The organism is Amycolatopsis sp. NBC_00348 (genome assembly GCF_036114655.1).
In the GTDB taxonomy this organism is placed as follows: domain Bacteria; phylum Actinomycetota; class Actinomycetes; order Mycobacteriales; family Pseudonocardiaceae; genus Amycolatopsis.
This window is the reverse complement of record NZ_CP107994.1, coordinates 9,326,158-9,349,858: the sequence shown is the minus strand read 5'-3', so window position 1 is coordinate 9,349,858 and position 23,701 is coordinate 9,326,158. Positions and strand designations below refer to the sequence as shown.

Below are 23,701 nucleotides of genomic sequence, written 5' to 3'. Positions count from 1 at the left end.
CTGGAGCACAGATGACTTCGTACGTAGCCGCGATCGACCAGGGCACCACCTCGACGCGGTGCATGATCTTCAACCACGAAGGCCGCGTGGTCTCGGTCGACCAGCGCGAGCACGAGCAGATCTTCCCCAAGGCCGGGTGGGTCGAGCACAACGCCGAGGAGATCTGGGAGAACACCCGCCAGGTCGCCGCGGGCGCGCTCGCCAAAGCCGACCTCCACGCCCGCGACATCGTCGCCGTCGGCATCACCAACCAACGCGAGACCGCGCTGGTCTGGGACAAGTCCACCGGCAAGCCGGTGTACAACGCGATCGTCTGGCAGGACACCCGCACCGACCGGATCGTCACCGAACTCGGCAACCTCGGCGGCGGCCAGGAGCGCTACCGCGAGAAGGTCGGTCTCCCCCTCGCGACGTACTTCTCCGGGCCGAAGATCAAGTGGATCCTCGACAACGTCGAAGGCGCGCGCGAGAAGGCCGAGGCCGGCGACCTGGTGTTCGGCAACATGGACACCTGGGTGCTGTGGAACATGACCGGCGGACCGGACGGCGGCGTGCACGTCACCGACCCGACCAACGCCTCCCGCACCATGCTGATGGACCTCGACACGCTCCAGTGGGACCCCGAGATCGCCGCCGAGATGACGATCCCGCTGTCCATGCTGCCGGAGATCCGCTCCTCGTCCGAGGAGTACGGCAAGGTCCGCGAGAAGGGCGCGCTGGCCGGCGTGCCGATCGCGGGCATCCTGGGCGACCAGCAGGCCGCGACGTTCGGCCAGGCCTGCCTCTCGCCCGGCGAGGCCAAGAACACCTACGGCACCGGCAACTTCATGCTGCTCAACACCGGTACCGAAAAGGTGATGTCGCAGAACGGGCTGCTCACCACGGTCTGCTACAAGATCGGCTCGAACGACACGATCTACGCGCTGGAAGGCTCCATCGCCGTCACCGGTTCGCTGGTGCAGTGGCTGCGCGACAACCTCGGCATGATCGGGACCGCGGCCGAGATCGAAGAGCACGCGCGCAGCGTCGAGGACAACGGCGGCGCGTACTTCGTCCCGGCGTTCTCGGGTCTGTTCGCTCCTTACTGGCGATCCGACGCTCGCGGTGCGATCGTCGGGCTCACCCGGTTCGTCAACAAGGGACACCTGGCCCGCGCGGTGCTGGAGGCGACCGCCTTCCAGTCGCGCGAGGTGATCGACGCGATGAACGCCGACTCCGGTGTCCCGCTGAAGTCGCTCAAGGTGGACGGCGGCATGGTCGTCAACGAACTGCTCATGCAGTTCCAGGCCGACATCCTCGGCGTGCCGGTGATCCGCCCGGTGGTCAACGAGACCACCGCGCTGGGTGCCGCCTACGCCGCCGGGCTGGCGGTCGGGTTCTGGAAGTCCGAAGACGACATCCGCACCAACTGGGCCCAGGACAAGCAGTGGGACCCGTCGATGGACGACGCCCGCCGCGAATCCGAGTACCGCAACTGGAAGAAGGCCGTCACCAAGACCTTCGACTGGGTCGACGCCGAAGACTGACCGTCAGGGCCGGGGGCACGCGCCAACGGTGCCCTCGGCCCGCCCGCTCAGTCGTCCCAGCCCTCCGGTTTGCCGGATTGCTCGTTGGGCGCGATGACCAGGAACGGCACGCCCTGGTCGTCGACCAGCCGCACCTGCCGGCCGTGCGGTGAGTCGAACGGCTCGCCCACGGCCCGGCCGCCGAGCTCGACCGCCTTGGCCGCGCTCGCGTCGGCGTCCGCGACCCAGAAGTACACCGACCAGTTCGACGGCACCTCCGACGGCACGTCGGTGGGCATCCCGCCGATGCCGCCGATCGGACGGCCGCCGAGCAGCAGCACCGAGTACGTGAAGCCGCCGCCCGAGATGTCGTCGACGCCGTAGCCGAAGACCTTCTCGTAGAACGCCTTGGCCGCCGGGTAGTCCCGGCTCATGCACTCGTTCCAGGCCGACGTGCCCGGTGCCGCCGTCACCTGCGTGCCCGTGTGGTTGCCGGGCTCCCAGAGGCCGAACGCCGCGCCGCCCGGGTCGGTCGCGACGGCCATCCGGCCTTCCTTCATCACGTCCATCACCGGCACCACGATCCGGCCGCCGGCCTCGGTGATCGCCGCGGCCGCCTTGTCCACATCGGACACCGACAGGTAGGTCGTCCACACCGCGGGCATCTCCTGGCCCGCCGGGGTCTGGCCGATCCCGGCGACCGGACGCCCCTGCAGCATCGCCATGCCGTAGAAACCGGTCTCTTCACCGCCCGCCTGCACGTCCCAGCCCAGCAGGCCGCGGTAGAAGGCGACCGCCTTCGCCTGGTCGGGCACCATCAGGTCCACCCAGCTGGGTGTCCCGTCGGGCCATGGCTCGTCGTGGAACAACATGTCGGCTCCCTACCCTCGCTCGCGCCGCCTCGGGTGACGGCCGACACAGTGTGGCACCGGGGTCCGACAAAATCGGAAAATCAGCTCTGGACCAGGCGTGCGTAGACGACGATGTTGTCCACGTAGTTGTGCGCGCTCCGGTCGAAGACGCCGCCGCAGGTGATCAACCGCAGCTCGGGGCCGGCCGTGTCGTCGTACACGCCTTCGGCTTCGAAGTCCTTTTTGGGTACCTGGTGCACTTTCGTCACCTCGAAGAGCGCCGTCGAGCCGTCCTTGCGGGCGACCGAAACCCGGTCGCCGCTGGCCAGTTCCTTGAGGCGGAAGAAAATCCCCTTCTGGTGGTTGCCGTCGACGTGCCCGAGGACGACGGCCGGGCCGACCTCGCCGGGCGTCGGCGCGTAGGTGTACCAACCCGCCTGCAACGGCGTCGTCACCGGCGGGACCTGGATGGTGTCGTCCGGGTTGAGGCCGAGCGGGACCAGCGACGAGTGCGCGCCGATCTTCGGGATGTCGATCGAGACGGGCTCGGACTTGGGCAGCGCCGCGACGGCGTCCTGCGCGGCGCTCGTGGGCTGCGGCTGCACCGCGACCGGCTGGGCCGACGGCGGTGGCTGGGCCGTGGACGGCTCGGACCCGCCGCCCAGCGTCAGCGCCAGCACCGCCAGCGCGGCCAGCAGCGCGACGACGAGCGCGATCAGGTAGCCCCGTCTGTTCTTGATCCTCGTGGTCATGGTCTCCCCCGTGACTGGCGCCTGCGGTTCACACGTCCGGGTGGCCCGTTCGGTTGGGTCCCGACGGTACCTCCGCGGGCGGGCCGCCCCGGAACCCCCGTTCCGGAGCGGCCCTGGAGCGTCAGCGGCGTCGTGCCCGTCGGGCCACCACGAGACCGCTGCCTCCGACCGCGAGCACTCCCATGGCGGCCGCGGCCGCGAGGGGTGCGCCGGAACCGTCCGCCGGGCCGTCCGTGCCGCCGGTCTGCGGGGCGCCCGCGGGCACCTTGGCGACCTGCTTCGGAGCCGGACCCTTGGCCGGGAGCACCTGGAAGTACGCCGTCGAGGCCTCGATGCCGCAGTGCAGCGTGACGGCGTACCTGCCTGGCTTGACGTTCGCGACGGTGCCGGACCCGAGACCGGGGTTGTCGGCGACGACCGCGGCCGAGCGGATGCCGACCTTCTCGCCCGGCCAGGCCGAGCAGCCGAAGTCGAAGTTCACCCGCGCCCCGGGCAACCCCTTGCCCGGCGACAGGGACAGCTGCTTCTTGACCCGGGTCATCGGGCCGTCCGGGTACTCCGGCTCGGTCGGCTGCGCCGAGGGTGACGACGAAGCCGAGATGGCCGGCGCGGACGGCGTGGCTGTCGGCGCGGCCGCGAGCGCGGCGGTCGGCGCGAGAACCAGGAAAGCCGCGGCGACGCCCGCAACGACAACGGTGTTCTTCATTCTTTTCTCCCCTGTGGATTATGCTCGGAAACAATGGAAAACGGATGCCGTTCGCAGTTCCCCCTGCACGGCCTCATCCGTTCACCTACGCACCAAAAGACGTCTCCACCTGCGATCGGTTGCGCCCGAAGGTCACGAAAAAGGTCACGAAACCGACGGTGGGGAACTCATGAAAAAACCACCCGGGAGCGTGGCTCCGAGGTGGTCTTTTCGATTTCGGAAATCAGCCGGCCATGCTGCCGTCGCCCGCTTTCGCCGCACCGGACGGCACCTTCGCGACCTGAGCGGCGGGCACCGAGAACTGGGTGCTGTAGGACTTGTCGCCGCACGTCACGGTCAGCGGGTACGTCCCGGCCGCGGTGCCCGGCTTCAGGGTGGCGTCGGCGCTGATGTTCGCGTCGGCGCCCATGAACGGGCCCGGGGTGTAGTTGGCGAACGTCAGCGCGGGCGAGGAGAACGCCGGCGCCGCGCCTTCGCACTTCGCCAGTGCGACGTTCGGCGCGTCCCGGACGTACTTGTCCACGAGCGACTGGTTGATCGCGGTGTTGACGTTGAGCTGGACGCTGCCGGCGCTCGGCGCCGGCGCGGGGGTCGGACCGGTGCTCTGCGCTGTCGCCGGCGCCGCCAGCGTCGTCGCCCCGATCACCGCTGCCGCAACAAAAACCAACGTCTTGCGCACCTTCGCACCCTTCGCGTCCTTCAGCCTTACAACCGACAAGACGCGACGGGCGCGAAGGGGTTGCGTCGTGGATCAGTCGAGATCGTCGTGGCGCATCAACTGGCGCCCGGCCTCGGTGATCGAGCCCGACAGCGACGGGTACACCGAAAATGTCAGTGCCAGGTGGTCCACTGTGAGCTGGTTCTGGACGGCGAGCGCGATGGGAAGGATGAGCTCGCTCGCCTGCGGCGCCACGACGACACCACCGACGACCACGCCGGTGGCGGGGCGGCAGAACAGCTTCACGAAGCCTCGGCGGAGGCCCTCCATCTTCGCGCGCGCGTTGGTGGCCAGGGGCAGCATGATGGTGCGCGCGGGCACCTCGCCGGAGTCGATCGCGTGCTGGCTGATGCCGACGGTCGCGATCTCCGGGTGGGTGAAGACGTTGGCGGCGACGGTCTTGAGCTTGATCGGCGCGACGCCCTCGCCCAGCGCGTGCCACATCGCGATGCGGCCCTGCATGCTCGCCACCGAGGCGAGCATGAGCACGCCGGTGCAGTCGCCGGCGGCGTAGATCCCGGGAACGGAGGTGCGCGAAACGCGGTCGACGGTGATGAACCCGCCGGGGCCGGGCGAGATGCCGACCTTGTCGAGGCCGAGGTCGGCGGTGTTCGGGACCGATCCGACGGTCATCAGCGCGTGGCTGGCTTCGATCACGCGGCCGTCGGCGAGGTGGATCTCGACGCCCTTCTCGGTGCGCTCGACGCGGTCGGCGCGCGCCTGCTTCGCGACGGTCGTCCCGCGCTGCGAGAAGACCTCCTCGAGCACGGCGGCGGCGTCGGCGTCCTCGTGCGGCAGCACGCGATCGCGGCTGGAGACGACGGTGACCTTGACGCCCATCTCGGTGTAGGCGGACGCGAACTCGGCGCCGGTGACGCCGGAGCCGATCACGGCGAGGTGCTCCGGCAGCTCCTGGAGCTCGTAGAGCTGGCGCCAGTCGAGGATGCGCTCGCCGTCCGGCACCGCGCCGGGCAGCACGCGCGGGGTGGCGCCGGTGGCGATCAGGACGACGTCGGCCGGGAGCTTCTCGGTCTCGCCGTCCTGCTTGGTGACGGAGACCTTGTGCGTGGCGAGGCCGGGCTCTTCGTCGCAGAAGCGGGCTTCGCCGATGATCACGCGGACGCCCTCGCGCTGGACGCGCGCGCGGATGTCGGCGGACTGCGCCAGCGCGAGGCCCTTGACGCGGCCGTGGACGGTCGGCAGGTCGATGCTGGTGTCGGCCATGTCGGTGTTGATGCCGAGCTCACCGAGGTCGTGCATCTTCGCCAGCGCGCCCGAGCTCGCGATGAACGTCTTCGAGGGAACGCAGTCGTAGAGGACACAGGCGCCGCCCAGGCCGTCGCGCTCGACGATCGTGACGTCGGCGCCGTGCTGGGCTGCGACCAGCGCGGCTTCGTAGCCGGCCGGGCCCCCGCCCATGATCACGATCCTGGTCACCTGGGTCCTCCTCGAAGTGCGTGATAACGGTGGTCTCACCGTACGCGGCGAAGGTGGCCGGACACTGAAGTGGGCGAACACGCCGAGTGCGTCCACTCGGGTGAGCTGTGGGTCGCTACGCTGTCGGCGTGCCGTTGTATGCCGCTTACGGATCCAACATGGAGCCCGCCCAGATGCTGGAGCGCGCGCCGCACTCACCGATGGCCGGCTCCGGCTGGCTGGAGGGGTGGCGCCTGACCTTCGGCGGCGAGGACCTCGGCTGGGAAGGGGCCCTGGCCACGATCGTCGAAGACGCGGGTTCCCGCGTCTTCGTCGTCCTCTACGACGTCACGTCCCTGGACGAGACGGGCCTGGACCGCTGGGAAGGCGGCGAGCTGGGGATGCACAGCAAAATCCGCCTGAGAGTCCAGACGATGGACGGCTCGGTCCTGGCCTGGCTCTACGTCCTGGACGCCTACGAAGGCGGCCTGCCCTCGGCCCGCTACCTGGGCGTCCTGGCGGACGCCGCGGAAGCAGCCGGAGCCCCCGCCGACTACGTCGACGACCTCCGAACCCGCCCCTGCTCCGGCATCACCGGCTAACGGCTGTGTCGTCCCTCTAATCACGCGTGTCGACCCTTCAATCACGCGTGTCGACCTCCTGATCACGCCGCTCGACCGGATCGCCGGTCGAAGGCGCTCCGCAGGTCGGTCAGCAGCCTGCTGGGATCACGGAGATCAGCGGCGGCGGCACGGACGGTGACCCAGCCCCGACCCTGCATCTGTTCGTCTCGCTTGAGGTCGTAGTCGCGCCGTTCCTCGTGCGCGGCGAACCCGTCGTACTCGAGGGCGATGCGCCGGGTCGGCCAGGCCATGTCGAGCACGAAGAGCTTCCTGCCGTCGATGGCGGTGATCTCGTGCTGAGGCTCGGGCGCGGGAAATCCGGCCTCGACCACGATGAGCCGGAGCACGCTCTCGGGAGGCGACTCCGCCTTGCCCGTGGCGAGGTCCAGCAGCATCAGTGCCCTGTGGATACCTCGCCGGTCCCGGCGATCGTCGAGGCAGTCCCGCACGTTCTCCCGGAGCTTCGCGCAGTGGTCGGGAGGCAGGCCTCTCATCGCCTCGTCGACCGCCGCGAAGGCCGCGCGCTTGTCCCCGTCGCAGAGAAAATCTGCCAGCGCGCGATCGATCGAAAACATGGCCAGGCCATCGATCTCGATCATGTCCTGGTCCCGGAAGCCGCCTTGGTGCACGATTAAGCCGGTGCGCGATCGGATGCGGCGCGAATAGGGCACCGTTACGTGGACATCGCGGTCACCGGCGGCGGAAATACCATGCAGTGCAAGGGAAGTAGCGCCGGACAGAGTCACCGGTTGCCCCACGGCAAGCAGCGCCGCCGCGGCTCTCGTCGGCAGCTTCAACAGGTCGGAGGCATGCACCACAACGCCCCGCCACGGCTGGGTCAGTACGCCTCGTTCAAGCCCCTCGAGGACCTTCCGCCGGCCCAGAACCCGGTCAGCCTCGCTCCGCGAGAGGACCCCATGTCGCCTTGCCCAGTCGATCACGAAGTCAAGAATGAGGCCCTTCCATCGTGCGATGGAAGGGCCTCATCCCCAACCTGTGGATAACTACCAGCCTGTGGATAACCCTGTGTATGCCTCAGTCGTGACTGAAGCGTCGACACGCGTGATCAGGAGGTCGACACGCGTGATTGAAGGGTCGACACGGTCAGGCGAGGGTGGCTAGGGCTGTGTGGACCAGGGTTCGGACTCCGCAGGCCAGGGCCCGCTCGTCGAGGATGAAGGTCGGGCGGTGGATGTCCGATTGCGGGGCCGGGTCGCCTGGCCAGACGCCCAGGCGGGCGAAGGCTCCCTGGACGTGCTCCAGGTACCAGCCGAAGTCTTCGCCGCCGGAGGACTGCTCGGTGCCCGCCACCGCTTCTTCGCCCAGGGCCGCCTCGACGCCCGCGCGCATCAGGGCCGTGGAGTCCGCGTCGGAGACGACCGGGGGGACGCCTCGGCGGTAGTCCAGCTGGAAGCCGACGCCCGTGGGGGCCAGCAGGGACTCCACCGACGACGCCACCAGGGGCTCCAGCGCCGTCCAGACCTCGTGGTCGGCCGTGCGCAGGGTGCCGCGCAGGACGCCGTCCTGCGGGACGGCGTTGGCCGCCTGGCCCGCGTGGACCGCGCCCCAGACCAGCACCGTGCCGGACCGGGGGTCGACGCGGCGGGACAGCACCGACGGCAGTGACGTGATCACCGTGCCGAGCGCGTGCACCAGGTCGGCCGTCAGGTGGGGGCGGGACGTGTGCCCGCCCGGCGACGTGAGGCGCAGCTCGATCAGGTCCGCGGCCGACGTCAGGGCGCCGACGCGCATGCCGACCTTGCCGACCTCGAGCCGCGGGTCGACGTGCAGGCCGTAGATCCGGTCGACGCCGTCCAGCGCGCCCGCCGCGATCATGTCCAGCGCGCCGCCGGGCATGACCTCCTCGGCGGCCTGGAAGATCAGCCGCACCTTGCCGGGCAGCTCCGGCGCGCCGGCCAGGGCACGGGCCGCGCCGAGCAGGATCGACGTGTGGGCGTCGTGGCCGCACATGTGCGCCGCACCCTCCACAGTCGACGCGTAGGGCAGCCCCGTCGCCTCCGTGAGCGGCAGCGCGTCCATGTCCGCGCGCAGCGCGACGCACCGCTCGCCGCGGCCGATGTCGCAGACGACACCGGTGCCGCCGGGCAGCACCCACGGCTTGAGGCCGACGGCACGCAGCAGCGTGACGACCAGCTCGGTGGTCGCGAACTCGTGCCGCGACAGCTCCGGGTGCGCGTGGATGTGCCTGCGCCACGCGAGCACGTCGGTCGCGTTGGCGCGAAGCCAGTCGTCAAGCCAGAACGGGCCGCGGCCCGCACCAAGGTCCTCCACGGGAGCCATGGTTACGCCGGCTTCGGAAATGAGCGCCTCCGGCCCCTCGATAGGGGTGATGATGCGCCCGTGGGGGTCGCCTGGAACGTCCGGTCGTGAGTCGAGCACCGTCACGCCGCACCTCCTCCCGCAACACGGGTAACCCGCGCAGCGGCTGGGGTCACGCAACGTGCCGATCGTTCTTTCGTACGCATTTGCAGACGATCGTGCACCATGCAGGAGGCAAGCCGCGCCTCGAAACGAGGCGTCCTAGACGGCCGGTAGCTGATCTGCGTTGAACGGTGTGCAGTAGTTCGGCCAAGGCGAACGCCGACGGCTGCTCGCCCGTCCGGACGCAGGGTTACGACCCTTTGGCCTTCTTCGACCGGATCCGCCGGCCCCAGACGACGATGCCGAGCAGGACCACCGCGACCAGGCCGGCGATCAGCTTGGTCTTGGTCTTCTCGGCGTTCGCCTTGTCGGTCTGGGCCGGGTCGAGCACCGGTCCGGGCGCCTGGGTCTGCGTGAGCACGGGCGCCGCGCCGGCGTGCGCCACGGTCACCGTGACAGCCACCGGCCGCGCCGGTGCGGCCTGGGCGGGCGACGCGGTGAACAGCACCGCCCCCAGCAGGCCGGCAACGACCAGAGCACGCAGTATCGCCATGTCATCCCTTCGCCACGACCGGCGGTCAACCGGCATTCTGCCCGCACGGGACCCGCGGGTCAGCCACCACGTGGTGGACCGAACGCGTCGAGGATCCGCTGTGCACCGAGGGTAGCGGTCAGTTCACCGTCACGCACCGCCCGTTCGACGTCGGGAACGACCGTTCGCACGTCCGGATGCGCCGCCAGCCGACTCAGCAGATTTTCGCGCACCATCGACCACGTCCAGTCGACCTGTTGCTGCCGGCGCCGGGCGGCCAGCTCGCCGGACGCCGAGAGCGCGGCGCGGTGCTCCTCGATCGCGCCCCAGACCTCGTCGAGCCGCAGGTTGTGCAGGCCGCTGCAGGTCAGCACGGGTGGCGTCCACGCCGCGTCGGGCCCGTAGATCATCCGCAACGCGCCGGCCAGCTCCCGCGCGGCGCGGCGCGCGTCCTTCTCGTGGTCGCCGTCGGCCTTGTTGACGGCGATGACGTCGGCGAGCTCCAGGACGCCCTTCTTGATGCCCTGCAGCTGGTCGCCGGTGCGCGCGAGCGTCAAGAACATGAAGCAGTCGACCATGTTCGCGACGGCCACTTCGGACTGTCCCACCCCGACGGTCTCGACCAGGACGGTGTCGTAGCCGGCCGCTTCCATCAGCACGATCGTCTCGCGGGTGGCGCGGGCGACGCCGCCCAGCGTCCCCGACGTCGGCGACGGGCGGATGAACGCCCGCTCGTCGACGGCCAGGCGCGCCATCCGGGTCTTGTCGCCGAGGATCGACCCGCCGGTGCGCGTCGACGACGGGTCCACCGCCAGCACGGCCACGCGGTGCCCGGCGGCCGTCAGGTCCGTGCCCAGCTGGTCGATGAATGTCGACTTGCCGACACCGGGGACGCCGGTGATGCCGACGCGCCGCGCGCCACCCGCCGACGGCAGCAGCTCGACGAGCAGCTCCTGCGCCTGCGCGCGGTGGTCCTCGCGCTGGGACTCGACCAGCGTGATCGCCTTCGACAGCGTGCCGCGGTCACCCGCCAGCACGCCCTTGGCGTAGGCGGGGACGTCGATCTTGCGCGGCAACGCTCAGGACTCCTGCGCCGCGAGCTGGCCGAGCAGGTCGATGGCCGCGTCCGCGAGCACCGTGCCCGGCCCGAAGATCGCCGCCGCCCCGGCTTCGCGCAGCGCCGGGTAGTCCTGCGGCGGGATGACGCCGCCGACCACGACCATGATGTCCGCGCGGCCCAGCTCGGCGAGCTCGTGGCGCAGCGCGGGCACCAGCGAGAGGTGCCCGGCGGCCAGCGAGGACACGCCGACGACGTGGACGTCCGCCTCGATCGCCTGGCGGGCGACCTCGGCCGGGGTGGAGAACAGCGGGCCGACGTCGACGTCGAAGCCGATGTCGGCGAAGCCGGTGGCGATCACCTTCTGGCCGCGGTCGTGGCCGTCCTGGCCCATCTTCGCGACGAGGATCCGCGGCCGGCGGCCCTCCTCCTCGGCGAACTCCTCGACCAGCGAGCGGGCCTTCTCGACGTTCTGCGACTTCCCCACCTCCTCGCGGTACACCCCCGAGATCGTGCGGATCTGGCCGGAGTGCCGGCCCCAGAGCTTCTCCAGCGCGTCCGAGATCTCGCCGACGGTCGCCTTCGCCCGGGCCGCGTTGATGCCCAGTTCCAGGAGGTTGCCGCCGTTTCCGGCGCCCTCGGTGAGCCGCCGCAAGGCGTCGTCGGTGGCCGATTGATCACGCTCTTCACGCAGCCGCCGCAGCTTCTCGAGCTGCTGCGTCCGGACGCCGGCGTTGTCGACCTTGAGGACTTCGATGTCTTCATCGCCGGTGACCTGGTACTTGTTGACGCCGATCACCGGCTGCCGGCCCGAGTCGATCCGGGCCTGGGTGCGGGCCGCGGCCTCCTCGATGCGCAGCTTCGGGATGCCCGCGTCGATCGCCTTGGCCATGCCGCCGGCCTGCTCGACCTCGCTGATGTGGCCCCACGCCTTGCGCGCGAGGTCGTAGGTCAGCTTCTCGACGAAGGCGCTGCCGCCCCACGGGTCGATGACGCGCGTGGTGCCGGACTCCTGCTGCAGCAGCAGCTGCGTGTTGCGGGCGATGCGCGCGGAGAAGTCGGTCGGCAGCGCGAGCGCCTCGTCCAGCGCGTTGGTGTGCAACGACTGCGTGTGCCCCTGGGTCGCGGCCATCGCCTCGACGCAGGTGCGCACGACGTTGTTGTAGACGTCCTGCGCGGTCAGCGACCAGCCCGACGTCTGCGAGTGCGTCCGCAGCGAAAGCGACTTCTGCGACTTCGGGTCGAAGCCCTTCACCAGCTTCGCCCAGATCAGCCGGGCCGCGCGCAGTTTCGCGACCTCCATGAAGAAGTTCATCCCGATCGCCCAGAAGAACGACAGGCGCGGCGCGAACTTGTCGACGTCCAGCCCGGCTTCGGTGCCCGCCCGGATGTACTCGACGCCGTCGGCCAGGGTGTAGGCCAGCTCGAGGTCGGCGGTCGCCCCGGCTTCCTGCATGTGGTAGCCGGAGATGGAGATCGAGTTGTACTTCGGCATGTGCTGCGAGGTGTAGGAGAAGATGTCGGAGATGACCCGCATCGACGGCTGCGGCGGGTAGATGTAGGTGTTGCGGACCATGAACTCCTTGAGGATGTCGTTCTGGATGGTCCCCGCGAGCTGCTCCGGCCGCACCCCCTGCTCCTCGGCCGCGACGACGTACAACGCCAGCACCGGCAGCACCGCGCCGTTCATCGTCATCGACACGGACATCTTGTCGAGCGGGATGCCGTCGAACAGCTGGCGCATGTCGTAGATGGAGTCGATCGCGACGCCCGCCATGCCGACGTCGCCGGAGACGCGCGGGTGGTCGGAGTCGTAACCGCGGTGGGTGGCCAGGTCGAAGGCGACCGACAGGCCCTTCTGCCCGGCCGCGAGGTTGCGGCGGTAGAAGGCGTTCGACTCCTCGGCCGTGGAGAACCCGGCGTACTGGCGGATGGTCCAGGGCTGGTTGACGTACATCGTCGGGTACGGCCCGCGCAGGTAGGGCGCGATGCCGGGGTACGTGCCCAGGAAGTCCACATCGGACAGGTCGGCCGCGGTGTAGACCGGCTTGACGCCGATGCCCTCGGGCGTCTCCCAGGCCAGCGCGTCCGGGCCCTTGCCGGTGGCGTCCTGCACGGCCTTGGCCCAGGCCTCGCGGTCGCCCGGCTCGGGCGAACCGAGGTCGACGTCGGCGAAGTTCGGGATCGTCATCACGCAACTCCCAGCTTGGCGTGCAGACCGGTCAGGACTTCCAGGGCGTCGCAGCCGGCGAAGACGTTGCCGTCCACGCCGTCGTAAGAACCCTTGCCCGCCAGTAGTACGTGTTCGGCGCCCAGAGCAGCCGCGACTTCGGCGGCTTGGGCGGCGTAGGCGTCGTCGGTGCCGCAGATACAGGCGATCTTCGCGCCGGACGCGCGGAACGCGCCGGGCAGGTCGTCGGTCGCACCCGGGTTGACGACTTCGAGCCCGCCCGCCTGGAACAGGTTGGCGGCGAACCCGGCGCGCGTGGTGTGCGCGGCGACCGGGCCGAGCGTGGCCAGGAAGACCTTCGGCCGCTCGCCGTGCTCGGCGAGGTAGGCGTCGGACGCGTCGCGCAGGGCCTCGAAGCCCTCGGCGTAGCGGTGCCGCGGCAACCCACCGTCCACAGGGGACTCCAGCGGCTCCCGCTTCACGGGCTTCTCGGTCAGGTTCGGGAACTCGCTGACGCCGGTGAGCGGGTCGCGCCGGGTGGCGAGCCGCTTCGCGCGCTTGTCCCACGTCTCGGCGAGGCGGCCGGCGAGCGCGCCGGACGCCAGCTCCGCGACCAGGCCGCCCGCGGCTTCGATCGCGGTGAACTCGGCCCACGCGACGCGGGCCAGGTCGTCGGTCAGCTTCTCGACGTACCAGGAGCCGCCCGCCGGGTCGACCACGCCGGCCAGCTTGGACTCCTCCAGCAGCACCGCGTGCGTGTTGCGGGCGATCCGCGCGGAGAACGCGTCGGGCCGGCCGATCGCGGCGTCGAACGGCAGGACGGTGACCGCGGCCGCGCCGCCGACACCCGCGCCGAAGCAGGCGACGGTCGTGCGCAGCATGTTCACCCACGGGTCGCGCTGGGTCAGCATCGCCGGCGACGTCACGGCGTGCTGGCGCATCGGCGACGAGAAGCCGCACACCTCGGCGACGCGCGCCCAGAGGCGGCGGGCCGCGCGCAGCTTGGCGATGGTCGAGAACTGGTCGGCGGTCGCGGCGATCCGGAACTCCAGCTGCCCGGCCGCCACTTCGACGTCGAGGCCCGCGTCCGTCAACGAACGCAGGTAGGTGACGCCGGCGGCGACCAGCGCGCCCAGCTCCTGCACGTCCGACCCGCCCGCCTCGTGGAACGGCAGGCCGTCGGCGACGATCGTGCGCACCTTCGGGTACTTCCCGGCGACACGCGCGGCCAGCGCGGCGGCCGGTTCCAGCGCGACGCCGGCGCCGGTCCGGGCGGCGAGCCCGATCGGGTCGGCGCCCAGCACCGCGGTGGCTTCGCTCGCCGGGATCTCGCGCTCGTCGAAGATCTCGAACAACGCGGCCGCGGCGGCCTCGTACTCGGCGCCCGCGTCCAGCACCACCGGCGCGAGGTCGACGTAGACGTCGTTCAGCGCGTCGGCCAGAGCCGCGGGCGGCACGGTCAGCCAGATCGACGTGACGCCGCCTTCGAGGTCCGCGAGGATCGCCTTGTTGACAGCCTTGGGATCGGTGCCGGTGAACCGGGCGCGGACGTCCCAGCCCGTGCTGACCTGCCCTTCCGGGCTCGCCCCGCGCACGAACGGCGACAGGCCGGGGAAGCCGGCGTCGCCCGGCACGTCGTCCGCGGTGTAGAGCGGCTGGATCTCGATGCCGTCGTAGGTCCGGGTGACGAGCTTGCTCTCCGGGGCGCCTGTGAAGTCCTCCGGCAGCCTGCCGCTCTTGCGCAGCACGCCGGCCACGAGCTCCTGCCACTGCTCGCGCGTCGCCTGCGGAAACTCGGCCGCCAGGTCGAATTCGGAGATCGGCGCTGACTCCGGACCGGCCAGTTCAGTCATACCCAGTGATGGTAGAGGCACTCGACACGGACAGCCTGTGAGTCTGGTCGCCCCTGGGGGTGGTAGGGGTCGGAGCGGGGTACGACACAATTGGCGCGTGCCCCCCTCCAGCGAAGAGACACGACTGGTCGCCGGTCGCTACCGGCTGCGCTCGGTGCTGGGCTCGGGGTCCATGGGCACCGTCTGGTCGGCCTACGACGAGTTCCTGCACCGCCAGGTGGCCGTCAAGGAGATGAAGGTGCCGCCGGGCATCCCGTCGTCGCAGGCGGACGAGCTGCGGGAACGCACGTTGCGCGAGGCCCGCGCGATCGCCGTGCTGTCCCACCCGAACGTGATCATCCTGCACGACGTCGCCCGCGAGAACGACCAGCCGTTCGTGGTGATGGAGCTGCTGCCCTCGCGCAGCCTGGCGCACATCCTGCGCGACCACGGGCCGCTGACCTTCGAGCAGGCCGCCGCGATGGGCATCGCGGTCGCCTCCGCGCTGGAGGCCGCGCACGCCGCCGGCATCACCCACCGCGACGTCAAGCCGGGCAACGTCCTCGTGGCCAGCGACGGCCGGATCAAGCTGACCGACTTCGGCATCGCGCGCAACGTCTCCGAAGCGACCATGACGCGCACCGGGATCATGCTCGGCTCCCCCGCCTACATCGCGCCGGAGGTCGCCTCCGGCGGCGCCGTCACGCCCGCCGCGGACCTGTGGGGCCTGGGCGCGACGCTGTTCGCCGCGGTCGAGGGCGCGCCGCCGTACGACGCCGACGGCGATCCGCTGGAGACCGTCGGCAAGGTCGTCAACGGGAAGGTGCCCAAGCCGAAGGCCGGGCCGCTGGCCGACGTCATCTCGGCGCTGATGAAGAAGGAGCCGAACAAGCGGATCACGCTGCGCGACGTCCGGCACCGGCTGTACCCGCTGCAGACGAAGACCGCGCTCGACCTGTTCGGGCCCGAGCTGTTCCGCACGCCGGACGGCAAGAAGACGTCCGCCCAGCCGGACGCCACCGACACGCAGGTGATCAAGACCGTCCTGCCGGAGAAGGTGGAGAAGCAGGCCGAGAAGAGCGCCGAGCTGGCGTCGGACCCGGGCCCGCTGCCGTTCCTCAAGCCGCCGCCCGCCGCGCCGGCCCCGGCACCGCCGGCCGCCACGGTGTTCGTCCCGCCGCCGCCCCTGCCGCGGCCGGGACGGCGGACCGGCAAGGCCACCGCCGTGCTCATCGGCGTGGCGATCCTGCTCTTCCTGGTGGCCGCCGGCGGCGGGTTCGCGCTGGCCAGGACGGTCGGCGGCGAGTCGCTGCTGCCGCCGGCCGCCGAGCCGCGGCCGGCGTCCAACGGGCCCACCGAGGTGCCGCCGCCCGAGCTGGTGCGCCAGTCCGGCGACGCGAACGTGGCGACCGGGGTGAAGGGCGGCGAGTTCGGTCTCGGCGTGCCGAAGGGCTGGGAGAAGTTCGTCGCCCCGCACGACACCCGGTTCGGGCTGAGCACGGTCGTCCAGTACGTCTCGGACGACGGCCGCCGCGTGATCCGGCTCGAACGGCTGACGAACTACTTCGGCGACTACCCCAGCGACCAGCCCTACATCGACCAGCTGAAGCAGCTCTACCCGTCCGACGGCTTCCAGCTCTTCCCGCCGCAGCCCCTGGCGAACGGGACCACGCTGACCTTCCGCACGACCGACAGCGGCGACTCGACCAGCGTCACCCGCGTGACGTTCATGAACCTGCTCAAGGCGGGCTCGAGCCTCTGGATCTTCTCGGTCACCGCCCCGACCGAGCAGGAGGACGCGACCCGCAAGGACGTCTTCGAGCCCGTCGCCCAGTCGCTGACCATCTCCGACTGATGACCCGGTACGTCTTCGTCGGCGCGGGCGCGATCGGCAGCGCGCTCGGCGGCCTCCTCGCCCAGCGCGGTAGCTCGGTCCTGCTGGTCGCCCGCGGCGCGCACGCCGCGGCGATGGCGACCGGCGGCCTGACGCTGCGGTGCCCGGACGGCACGTCGACGCTCCGCGTGCCGGTGGCGACCGGCCCCGACAGCGTGCGGCTGACGGTCGACGACGTCCTCGTGCTGACGACCAAGACGCACCAGGCCGAAGCCGCCGTCGAGCAGTGGGCGGACGTGCCGGTGCACGACCGCGCCGGAGCCGTCGCCGGCAGCGCCGCCGAGCTGCTGCCGATCTTCACCGCGCTGAACGGGGTCGCCGGCGAAGAGATCGCGTTGCGCGCCTTCGACCGGGTCTTCGGCGTGTGCGTGTGGTTCCCGACGGTGCTGACCGAACCCGGCGAGGTCATCGTCCGCACCCGCTCGCCCCGCGGTGTCTTCCACATCGGCCGGTACGGTGCCGGCGACGACGACCTCGGTGCGCTCCCCGCGGACTGGGCCGCGGCCGGCTTCGGCGTCATCGCGGCGGCCGACGTCATGCGGTGGAAGTACCGGAAGCTGCTGTCCAACCTGAGCAACGCGCTGCAGGCGCTGCTCGGCGACACCACGGGCGCGGACGACCTGCGGCGCGCGGCCGAGGACGAGGGCAAAGCCGTCCTCGCGAGCGCCGGGATCGCCTACGCCGGCGACGACGAGGTCGACGCCGACTGGGGTGGCCTGTCGTTCGAGCCGGTACCCGGTGAGCCCGCGCAGCTGGGCGGGTCGAGCTGGCAGTCGCTCGTCCGCGGCACCGGCACGATCGAAACCGGCTACCTCAACGGCGAGATCGCCCTGCTCGGCCGCCGCATCGGACAGCCGGCGCCGGTCAACGCCAAGCTCACGGCACTGGCCCGCCACGCGGCTCGCGCGGGACTCCGGCCGGGCTCGCTGAGCGTCGAAGAGCTTCGACGGCTCCTGGGCCTCGGTTAGTCGGGAAGGTCGCCGAGGACCTCGCGGGACACCAGTTCCTGGCCGAGGTGGCGCAGGCCCGCGAAGATCCGGTCGCCCAGCACCGTCACCACCAGCCCGGCCTCGATGATCTTGTCGTACGACGTCAGGCCCGTCACCGTGTCGACGTCCAGCTCCGCGACGCGGATCGCCAGGTGCGCGTACTCCTCGAGGTGCTCCGCCAGCTTGTCGTGGCCCAGCTCCTTCGCCGTGGCCAGCGCCGCGACGAGGTTCCCGACCGCGACGTGCTTGCGCTTCAGCTCGCCCCAGCCGTTGCGGCGGACGATCCCGTCGAGCAGCTCCCACGCCCAGTCGGCGGCCTCGGCGGACACCTGGGGCGCCGGGCCGGCCAGCTCCTCCTGGACGACGCCCATCGTGCGGTGCGGGGTCTTGTCGCCGTCGATCGCTTCGAGCACCGTGCCGACCGAGGCCAGCGACAGCCCGCCGACCTCGGTGAGGGCCTTGATCAGCCGCAGCCGCTGGACGTGCGTCGCCGAGTACCGCGCCTGGTTGGGGCTGGTGCGCTCGCCCGGCGGCAGCAGGCCTTCGCGCAGGTAGTACTTGACGGTCGCGACCGGCACCCCCGACTCGGCGCTCAGTTCGGCCATCCGCATGCGTTTCCGCTCCGATCCCGCGTTCGGTTCAGGGTCAGCCTCCGGGGCAACCCTGAAGACTTCTCAGCATGGATACCTTAACTTCCCATAACGGAGAGCTTGACTATCCATTCTGGGAGGAACCATGACCATCCTTGCCGATCTCCGGACGAGAACCCGCGGGTGGCACCCGCCATCGCGGTACGCCGGCGCCGCCTTCGGCGTGGTGGCGGTGCTCTGCGTCGCCGCGATGCTCGTCGACCACCGGACGCTCGAAGGCGCGCCGATCTGGGTCAAGCCGCTCAAGTTCGCGATCTCCGGCAGCCTCTACTTCCTCACGTGGAGCTGGCTGGTCTCGCTGCTGCCGCGGTTCCGCCGCACAGCGGGCTGGCTGACGAACGCGCTCGTGGTGATCTTCACCGGCGAGTACGTCCTGCTGGCGCTCCAGGCCGCCCGCGGCCGGGCGAGCCACTTCAACAACTCGACCCCGCTGGACACCACGATCTACGACGTCATGGGCAAGATGATCATCGGGCTCTGGCTGGCGACGTTCGCGCTGACCGTCCTGGTCATGTTCACGAAGGTCGCCGACCGCGCGAGCTTCTGGGCCGTGCGCGCCGGCGCCGTCCTGTCGCTCGTCGGGATCTCGCTCGGCATGCTGATGACGAGCCCGACCGCACAGCAGCTCGCGCAGTGGAAGTCCGGTGGCACGCCGGACATGGTGGGCGCGCACACCGTCGGCCTGGCCGACGGCGGCCCCGGCCTGCCGATCCTCGGCTGGAGCACGGTCGGTGGCGACCTGCGGATCCCGCACTTCGTCGGGATGCACGCGCTGCAGGCGCTGCCCTTGCTCGCGATCGCGCTGCTCGCGCTGACCTCGCGGTTCCCGCGGCTGCGCGACGACGTCGTCCGCGCGCGGCTGGTCCTGATCGGCGCCGCCGGCTACACGGGCCTGATCGGGCTGGTCACCTGGCAGGCGCTGCGGGCGCAGTCGATCGTGCACCCGGACGCCGTGACGCTGGGCGCGGCCGCAACACTCGCGGCCGCCGTGGGACTGGCCTCGTGGGCCGTCGTGCGGACCCCTGACCGGGTGACCGTGTGATGGCCTGGTTCACCTGGGCGTTCCCGCTCGCGACGCCGTTCTGGGCGCTCATGATCCTGCTGCCGAAGTGGCGCTGGACGGCGCGGATCATGCGCTCGCCGTGGGTGCCGCTGCTGCCGCTGGTCTGCTACTTCGGGCTCGCGCTGCCGCACTTCGCGGAGTGGGGGCGGGCGATGCTGCGGCCCGACCTCGGCGTGCTGCAGACGCTGCTGGCGACGCCGTGGGGCGCCGGGCTCGTCTGGGCGCACCTCATCGCGTTCGACCTGTTCATCGCGCGGTGGATGTACTTCGAGGCGCGCTCGCTGGACGTCTCGCCGTGGATCGTGAGCCCGATCCTGCTGCTCACGATCTTCCTGTCACCGTTCGGCCTGGTGGCTTTCCTGGTCGTGCGGAGCGTCCGGATACGCTCGCGGGCATGAGCGCACAGGAAGCCGCGGCCGTCATCGCCGACCGCACTGGGGTGGACAAGCACGACATCGCCGTCGTGCTCGGTTCGGGCTGGCGCCCGGCCGCGGACGTCATCGGGGAGGCCGACGCGGAGATCCCGCTGGGCGAGCTGCCCGGGTTCGAGCCGCCGAAGGTGCCCGGGCAGGGCGGGACGGTGCGCTCGGTGCGCGTCGGCGACCGCCGGGCGCTGGTCCTGCTGGGCCGCACGCACTTCTACGAGGGCAAGGGCATCGACCCGGTGGTGCACAACGTGCGCACCGCCGCGGCCGCCGGCGCCCGGACGGTGCTGCTGACCAACGCGGCGGGCGGGCTGCGCCAGGGGTTCCAGGTCGGCCAGCCGGTGCTGATCGCCGACCACCTCAACCTGACGGCCCGCTCCCCGATCGTCGGCGCGAACTTCGTCGACCTGACGGACCTCTACTCGGCGCGGCTGCGTTCCCTGGCGAAGGAGATCGACCCGTCGCTGGAGGAAGGCGTCTACGCGGGCCTCACCGGGCCGCACTTCGAGACGCCGGCGGAGATCCGCATGCTGCGCACGCTGGGCGCGGACCTCGTCGGCATGTCGACGGTCCTGGAGGCCATCGCGGCCCGCGCCGCCGGCGTCGAGGTCTTCGGCCTCTCGCTGGTGACGAACCTGGCCGCGGGCATGACGGGCGAGCCGCTCAACCACGAAGAGGTGCTGGAAGCCGGCCGCGCGGCCGCGACCCGCATGGGCTCCCTCCTGCGCGACCTGGTCGCCCGCGCCTGACCGCAAAAGCCGTGAAGGCCTCCTTACCGGCTCTTATGGCCGGGAAGGAGGCCTTCACGGCTTTCAGGCGAACGACGGGAGCTGCGCGGCGACCTCGGCCGGGGACGGCATCGCCGCGACCTCCGCGGCCAGCACGCGGGCCGCGTCGCGGACGGCCGAGTCCGTCAGCAGGTGGCGGGCCTGCTCCGCGACGGCGTCCGGGGTGACCTCGGCGGCGAGCAGGCGGGCGCCGACACCCGCCGCGAGCACCGCGTCGGCGTTGCTGAACTGGTCGGCGCCCTGCGGGAGCAGCAGCTGCCCGACACCCGCGCCGAACGCGCCGAGCGTCGTGCCGCTGCCACCGTGGTGCACCACCAGGTCGACGTGCGGCAGCAGCGCCGACTGCGGCACCCACGCCGCGAGCCGCACGTTCGACGGCACTTCGCCCAGCGCCGCCGGGTCGACGGTCGGGCCGGTGGCGACCAGCACGTCGACGTCCAGCCCGGACAGCCCGGCGATCGCCGCGCCGAGGACACCGGCGTGGCCCATCGCGGTGCCGAGCGTCAGGTAGACGAGCGGACGCTGCTTGTCCAGCACGCCCGCGGGCAGCTCACCGGGCTCGCTCCAGCCGACCGGCCGCAGCGGGACGCGCCGCGCCCGCGCCCGGAAACCCGGTTCCTGCACCGATTCCGGGCAGATGTCGATGTACGGTCCGCCGAACGAAAGGTCGTCGCCGACGGTGATGCCCAGGCCGGCGGCGTGCGCCCGGATCGCGTCACGGATGTGCGTGACCATCGGGTCGTCGCTCGACACCCGGCCGAAACCGTGCGCCACCACGGGAATCCCGGCCTGCATCGCGGCGAACGCGCCACCGGAGTTGCCGGCCTCGCTGACGACCAGGTCGGGCCGCGCGTGCTCGAACAGCGGCAGCAGGTCGGCGACGAACCGCTTCGGCATGAGGTCGCCGAAGACCTTCGCGACGATCGGGCCGAGGACCTCCGGCGGGATCTCACCCGGCTGCCGCCGCGGGCCGGGCGGGCCGGAGGTGGCGAACGCCTGGCCGAAGGCGTCCTTGAGGGCGAGCCCGGCGGCGGCCGTCTCGAGCCCGGCTTTCCGCAGCTGGGGCAGGAAGTCTTCCGAAGTGGCGAACACGACGTCGTGGCCCGCGTCCCGCGCGGCCAGCGCCAGCGGGACGAGCGGGAACGTGTGACCGAAGGACCCCAGTGAGGTGAAGAGCAAGCGCACCCGCCCGACCCTAGCCCGTAGGCTGACGCGGTGACTTTGACCTCCACGCTGCGGGACGCCGCGTTCCGCTGGATCGCCGACGACCCGGACGCCGCCTCCCGCGCCGAACTGCAGGGGGTCGTCGCCCGGGCACTGGGCGGCGACGCCGCGGCCGCCGACGAGGTGGCCGACCGGCTGGCCGGGCCGCTGGAGTTCGGCACGGCCGGGCTGCGCGGGCCGGTGCGCGCCGGGCCCAACGGGATGAACGTGGCCGTCGTCACGCGCACCACCGCGGGAGTGGCGGCCTGGCTGACCGCGCAGGGGCACGCGGGCGCGCTGGTCGTCGTCGGCCGGGACGCCCGCCACGGCTCGGAGGACTTCGCCACGGCCGCCGCGGAGGTGCTGACCGCCGCCGGGTTCACCGTCCAGGCGCTGCCCCGCCCGCTGCCGACGCCGTTGCTCGCCTACGCCGTGAAGCACCTCGGCGCGGTGGCCGGGATCCAGATCACGGCGTCGCACAACCCCCCGGCGGACAACGGGTACAAGCTCTACGACGCCACCGGCGGGCAGATCGTGCCGCCGTCCGACGGCGAGATCGAGCGGGCCATCCAGGCCGCGCCGGGCGCGGTCGACGTGCCGCGCGAGCCGGGCGCCGGGGTCGTCGACCTGCTCGGCGGCTACCTCGACGAGATCGCCGCGCTCCCGCTCGGCGCCGAGCGCATCGTGCGCGTGGCCGCGACGGCGTTGCACGGCGTCGGCGCCGAGACGCTGCGCGCGGCCTTCGAGCGGGCCGGGTTCACCGACCTGCACCTGGTCGAGGCGCAGTCTGCACCCGACCCGGACTTCCCGACGGTGTCGTTCCCGAACCCGGAGGAGCCGGGCGCGACCGACCTGCTGCTGGCGCTGGCGGCCGAGGTGGACGCCGACCTGGCCATCGCGCTCGACCCGGACGCCGATCGCTGCGCGCTGGGCGTGCGCGAGCGGGACGGCTCGTGGCGGATGCTGCGCGGCGACGAGACGGGCGTGCTGCTCGGCTCGACCATCCTGTCCACTGTGGACCGCACGATGATGCCGGATCCCTTGGTGGCCACGACGATCGTCTCGTCGTCGCTGCTGGGCGAGATCGCCAAGGCCGAGGGCGCCCGTTACGCGGAGACGCTCACCGGGTTCAAGTGGCTGGTCCGCGCGGGCGACGACCTCGTCTTCGCCTACGAGGAGGCGCTCGGCCTCTGCGTGAACCCGGGGTTCGTGCGGGACAAGGACGGCATCGCCGCCGCGACGCTGGCGGCCGGGCTGACCGCGCGGCTGCGCGCCGAGGGCCGCACGCCCCTGGACGTGCTGGACGAGCTGGCGCAGCGGCACGGCGTGTACGTCACCGACCAGGTTTCGCTGCGGGTCACGGACCTGTCGGTGCGCGGCCGCCTGATGGGCAAGCTGCGCGAGGCACCCCCGGCCGAGGTCGGCGGCGTCGCGGTGACGCTGGAGGACCTGCTCCCCGACGCGGACGTCCTGCGCCTCACCGGCGACGGCGTCCGGATCGTGGTGCGCCCGTCCGGCACCGAACCGAAGCTGAAGGCGTACCTGCAGGTCGTCGAGCCGGTGCGCGACTCGTTGGCGGACGCGCGCGCGGCGGCGGGCACCCGGCTGACGGCGTTGCGGACCGACGTGGCGGCGCTGCTGTCCTGATGCCGAAGCTGCTGGTCGTGCACCACACGCCGTCGCCGTCGACCCAGGCGATGTTCGAGGCCGTGCTGGCGGGCGCGGCCCACCCGGACGTCGAGGGGGTCGAGGTGGTCCGCCGCGCGGCGCTGGCGGCCACGGTCTCCGACGTCCTCGAAACGGACGGCTACCTGCTGGGGACGCCGGCGAACCTGGGCAGCATGAGCGGCGCGCTGAAGCACTTCTTCGACACGGTCTACTACCCGTGCCTCGACGAGACGCGGGGCCGGCCGTTCGGGTACTGGATCCACGGCAACAGCGACACGTCGGGGACGGAGCGCCAGCTGCTGGCCATCACGACCGGGCCGGCCTGGGCGAAGGCGGCGGACCCGGTGATCGCGACGGGCGAGCCGGACAAGACGGTGCTGGCGGCGTGCACCGAGCTGGGCGGCACCCTGGCCGCGACGCTCATGCCCTGAGACGTCGGCGCCCTGATTGTCGCTCTGATTGTCCCGGAGAAAGTAA

The 23,701-nt window shown here is 71.5% G+C and carries 22 protein-coding genes; 9 read left to right on the top strand and 13 right to left on the bottom strand.

The window, feature by feature from the left end; translation table 11 throughout:
* Positions 1-11: 11 nt before the first annotated feature.
* Positions 12-1,526, top strand: a complete 1,515-nt coding sequence (gene glpK, locus OHS58_RS42115) for a glycerol kinase GlpK (protein ID WP_326946194.1) — start codon at positions 12-14, stop codon at positions 1,524-1,526.
* Between the two features lie 47 nt (positions 1,527-1,573).
* Here glpK and OHS58_RS42110 read toward each other — a convergent pair whose 3' ends face one another.
* The 5 genes from OHS58_RS42110 to OHS58_RS42090 form a co-directional block, all read right to left on the bottom strand.
* Positions 1,574-2,377 (bottom strand): VOC family protein, encoded by an 804-nt coding sequence (locus OHS58_RS42110; protein WP_328646001.1) that lies wholly within the window; start codon positions 2,375-2,377, stop codon positions 1,574-1,576.
* 80 nt (positions 2,378-2,457) lie between these two features.
* A complete protein-coding gene (locus tag OHS58_RS42105) occupies positions 2,458-3,108 on the bottom strand; it encodes a class F sortase (RefSeq protein WP_328646000.1) in 651 nt (216 codons plus the stop codon).
* 121 nt (positions 3,109-3,229) lie between these two features.
* Positions 3,230-3,814, bottom strand: a complete 585-nt coding sequence (locus OHS58_RS42100) for a hypothetical protein (protein WP_328645999.1) — start codon at positions 3,812-3,814, stop codon at positions 3,230-3,232.
* Positions 3,815-4,037: 223 nt separating this feature from the next.
* The gene (locus OHS58_RS42095) at positions 4,038-4,493 is read right to left on the bottom strand and encodes a hypothetical protein (protein ID WP_326946190.1); all 456 of its coding nucleotides are present in this window, start codon (positions 4,491-4,493) and stop codon (positions 4,038-4,040) included.
* Between the two features lie 72 nt (positions 4,494-4,565).
* Positions 4,566-5,969 carry an NAD(P)H-quinone dehydrogenase gene (locus OHS58_RS42090; protein WP_326946189.1) on the bottom strand — a complete coding sequence of 468 codons (1,404 nt, stop codon included), beginning with the start codon at positions 5,967-5,969 and terminating at the stop codon, positions 4,566-4,568.
* 128 nt (positions 5,970-6,097) lie between these two features.
* Here OHS58_RS42090 and OHS58_RS42085 point away from each other — a divergent pair, with 128 nt between their 5' ends.
* Positions 6,098-6,550 carry a gamma-glutamylcyclotransferase gene (locus OHS58_RS42085; protein ID WP_247060826.1) on the top strand — a complete coding sequence of 151 codons (453 nt, stop codon included), beginning with the start codon at positions 6,098-6,100 and terminating at the stop codon, positions 6,548-6,550.
* Positions 6,551-6,612: 62 nt separating this feature from the next.
* Here OHS58_RS42085 and OHS58_RS42080 read toward each other — a convergent pair whose 3' ends face one another.
* From OHS58_RS42080 to OHS58_RS42055, 6 genes are all read right to left on the bottom strand, one after another.
* The gene (locus tag OHS58_RS42080) at positions 6,613-7,455 is read right to left on the bottom strand and encodes a DUF559 domain-containing protein (RefSeq protein WP_328649944.1); all 843 of its coding nucleotides are present in this window, start codon (positions 7,453-7,455) and stop codon (positions 6,613-6,615) included.
* A 220-nt stretch (positions 7,456-7,675) separates the two neighbouring features.
* Positions 7,676-8,977, bottom strand: a complete 1,302-nt coding sequence (locus OHS58_RS42075) for an amidohydrolase (RefSeq protein ID WP_326946188.1) — start codon at positions 8,975-8,977, stop codon at positions 7,676-7,678.
* 226 nt (positions 8,978-9,203) lie between these two features.
* Entirely contained in the window at positions 9,204-9,506 is a 303-nt protein-coding gene (locus OHS58_RS42070; RefSeq protein WP_326946187.1) for a hypothetical protein, read from the bottom strand.
* Positions 9,507-9,565: 59 nt separating this feature from the next.
* Positions 9,566-10,561, bottom strand: coding sequence for a methylmalonyl Co-A mutase-associated GTPase MeaB (meaB, locus tag OHS58_RS42065; protein WP_247060823.1), 996 nt, complete (start codon positions 10,559-10,561; stop codon positions 9,566-9,568).
* Between the two features lie 3 nt (positions 10,562-10,564).
* Complete coding sequence (gene scpA, locus OHS58_RS42060; protein ID WP_328645998.1) at positions 10,565-12,733, bottom strand: methylmalonyl-CoA mutase; 2,169 nt, start codon at positions 12,731-12,733, stop codon at positions 10,565-10,567.
* Positions 12,733-14,565, bottom strand: coding sequence for a methylmalonyl-CoA mutase family protein (locus OHS58_RS42055; protein ID WP_328645997.1), 1,833 nt, complete (start codon positions 14,563-14,565; stop codon positions 12,733-12,735). The genes scpA and OHS58_RS42055 overlap by 1 nt, the downstream gene beginning before the upstream one ends.
* A gap of 97 nt (positions 14,566-14,662) precedes the next feature.
* Between OHS58_RS42055 and OHS58_RS42050 the strand changes: the two genes are divergently transcribed.
* Both OHS58_RS42050 and OHS58_RS42045 read left to right on the top strand, forming a co-directional pair.
* Entirely contained in the window at positions 14,663-16,399 is a 1,737-nt protein-coding gene (locus OHS58_RS42050; protein WP_326955952.1) for a serine/threonine-protein kinase, read from the top strand.
* Positions 16,399-17,406 (top strand): ketopantoate reductase family protein, encoded by a 1,008-nt coding sequence (locus tag OHS58_RS42045; RefSeq protein ID WP_328645996.1) that lies wholly within the window; start codon positions 16,399-16,401, stop codon positions 17,404-17,406. Before OHS58_RS42050 ends, OHS58_RS42045 begins: the two co-directional genes overlap by 1 nt.
* On the opposite strand, the gene OHS58_RS42040 is transcribed toward OHS58_RS42045, so the two are convergent.
* Entirely contained in the window at positions 17,403-18,032 is a 630-nt protein-coding gene (locus OHS58_RS42040; protein WP_328645995.1) for a MerR family transcriptional regulator, read from the bottom strand. The genes OHS58_RS42045 and OHS58_RS42040 overlap by 4 nt on opposite strands.
* A 130-nt stretch (positions 18,033-18,162) precedes the next feature.
* On the opposite strand from OHS58_RS42040, the gene OHS58_RS42035 reads away from it, so the two are divergent.
* From OHS58_RS42035 to OHS58_RS42025, 3 genes are read left to right on the top strand one after another with little or no spacing between them, the layout of a single operon-like run.
* Positions 18,163-19,119, top strand: coding sequence for a hypothetical protein (locus tag OHS58_RS42035; RefSeq protein ID WP_328645994.1), 957 nt, complete (start codon positions 18,163-18,165; stop codon positions 19,117-19,119).
* Positions 19,119-19,538: an ABA4-like family protein gene (locus OHS58_RS42030; RefSeq protein WP_328645993.1), complete on the top strand. Its 420-nt coding sequence runs from the start codon at positions 19,119-19,121 to the stop codon at positions 19,536-19,538. The genes OHS58_RS42035 and OHS58_RS42030 overlap by 1 nt, the downstream gene beginning before the upstream one ends.
* Entirely contained in the window at positions 19,535-20,314 is a 780-nt protein-coding gene (locus tag OHS58_RS42025) for a purine-nucleoside phosphorylase (RefSeq protein WP_326946179.1), read from the top strand. The genes OHS58_RS42030 and OHS58_RS42025 overlap by 4 nt, the downstream gene beginning before the upstream one ends.
* 63 nt (positions 20,315-20,377) lie before the next feature.
* Here the strand turns inward: OHS58_RS42025 and OHS58_RS42020 are convergent, their stop codons facing one another.
* Positions 20,378-21,538 (bottom strand): glycosyltransferase, encoded by a 1,161-nt coding sequence (locus tag OHS58_RS42020; protein ID WP_328645992.1) that lies wholly within the window; start codon positions 21,536-21,538, stop codon positions 20,378-20,380.
* Between the two features lie 30 nt (positions 21,539-21,568).
* Between OHS58_RS42020 and OHS58_RS42015 the strand changes: the two genes are divergently transcribed.
* Together OHS58_RS42015 and OHS58_RS42010 are read left to right on the top strand one after the other, a co-directional pair.
* Positions 21,569-23,203: a phospho-sugar mutase gene (locus OHS58_RS42015; protein ID WP_326955958.1), complete on the top strand. Its 1,635-nt coding sequence runs from the start codon at positions 21,569-21,571 to the stop codon at positions 23,201-23,203.
* Complete coding sequence (locus OHS58_RS42010) at positions 23,203-23,655, top strand: flavodoxin family protein (protein WP_328645991.1); 453 nt, start codon at positions 23,203-23,205, stop codon at positions 23,653-23,655. The genes OHS58_RS42015 and OHS58_RS42010 overlap by 1 nt, the downstream gene beginning before the upstream one ends.
* The last annotated feature ends 46 nt before the right edge of the window (positions 23,656-23,701 follow it).

Bases quoted from the DNA above. Each gene is read 5' to 3' on its own strand.
- OHS58_RS42035 (WP_328645994.1), top strand. From the start codon at position 18,163: ATGACCATCCTTGCCGATCTCCGGACGAGAACCCGCGGGTGGCACCCG.
- OHS58_RS42045 (WP_328645996.1), top strand. From the start codon at position 16,399: ATGACCCGGTACGTCTTCGTCGGCGCGGGCGCGATCGGCAGCGCGCTC.
- scpA (WP_328645998.1), bottom strand. From the start codon at position 12,733: ATGACGATCCCGAACTTCGCCGACGTCGACCTCGGTTCGCCCGAGCCG.
- glpK (WP_326946194.1), top strand. From the start codon at position 12: ATGACTTCGTACGTAGCCGCGATCGACCAGGGCACCACCTCGACGCGG.
- OHS58_RS42110 (WP_328646001.1), bottom strand. From the start codon at position 2,377: ATGTTGTTCCACGACGAGCCATGGCCCGACGGGACACCCAGCTGGGTG.
- OHS58_RS42040 (WP_328645995.1), bottom strand. From the start codon at position 18,032: ATGGCCGAACTGAGCGCCGAGTCGGGGGTGCCGGTCGCGACCGTCAAG.
- OHS58_RS42070 (WP_326946187.1), bottom strand. From the start codon at position 9,506: ATGGCGATACTGCGTGCTCTGGTCGTTGCCGGCCTGCTGGGGGCGGTG.
- OHS58_RS42010 (WP_328645991.1), top strand. From the start codon at position 23,203: ATGCCGAAGCTGCTGGTCGTGCACCACACGCCGTCGCCGTCGACCCAG.
- OHS58_RS42030 (WP_328645993.1), top strand. From the start codon at position 19,119: ATGGCCTGGTTCACCTGGGCGTTCCCGCTCGCGACGCCGTTCTGGGCG.
- OHS58_RS42100 (WP_328645999.1), bottom strand. From the start codon at position 3,814: ATGAAGAACACCGTTGTCGTTGCGGGCGTCGCCGCGGCTTTCCTGGTT.
- OHS58_RS42055 (WP_328645997.1), bottom strand. From the start codon at position 14,565: ATGACTGAACTGGCCGGTCCGGAGTCAGCGCCGATCTCCGAATTCGAC.
- OHS58_RS42105 (WP_328646000.1), bottom strand. From the start codon at position 3,108: ATGACCACGAGGATCAAGAACAGACGGGGCTACCTGATCGCGCTCGTC.
- OHS58_RS42025 (WP_326946179.1), top strand. From the start codon at position 19,535: ATGAGCGCACAGGAAGCCGCGGCCGTCATCGCCGACCGCACTGGGGTG.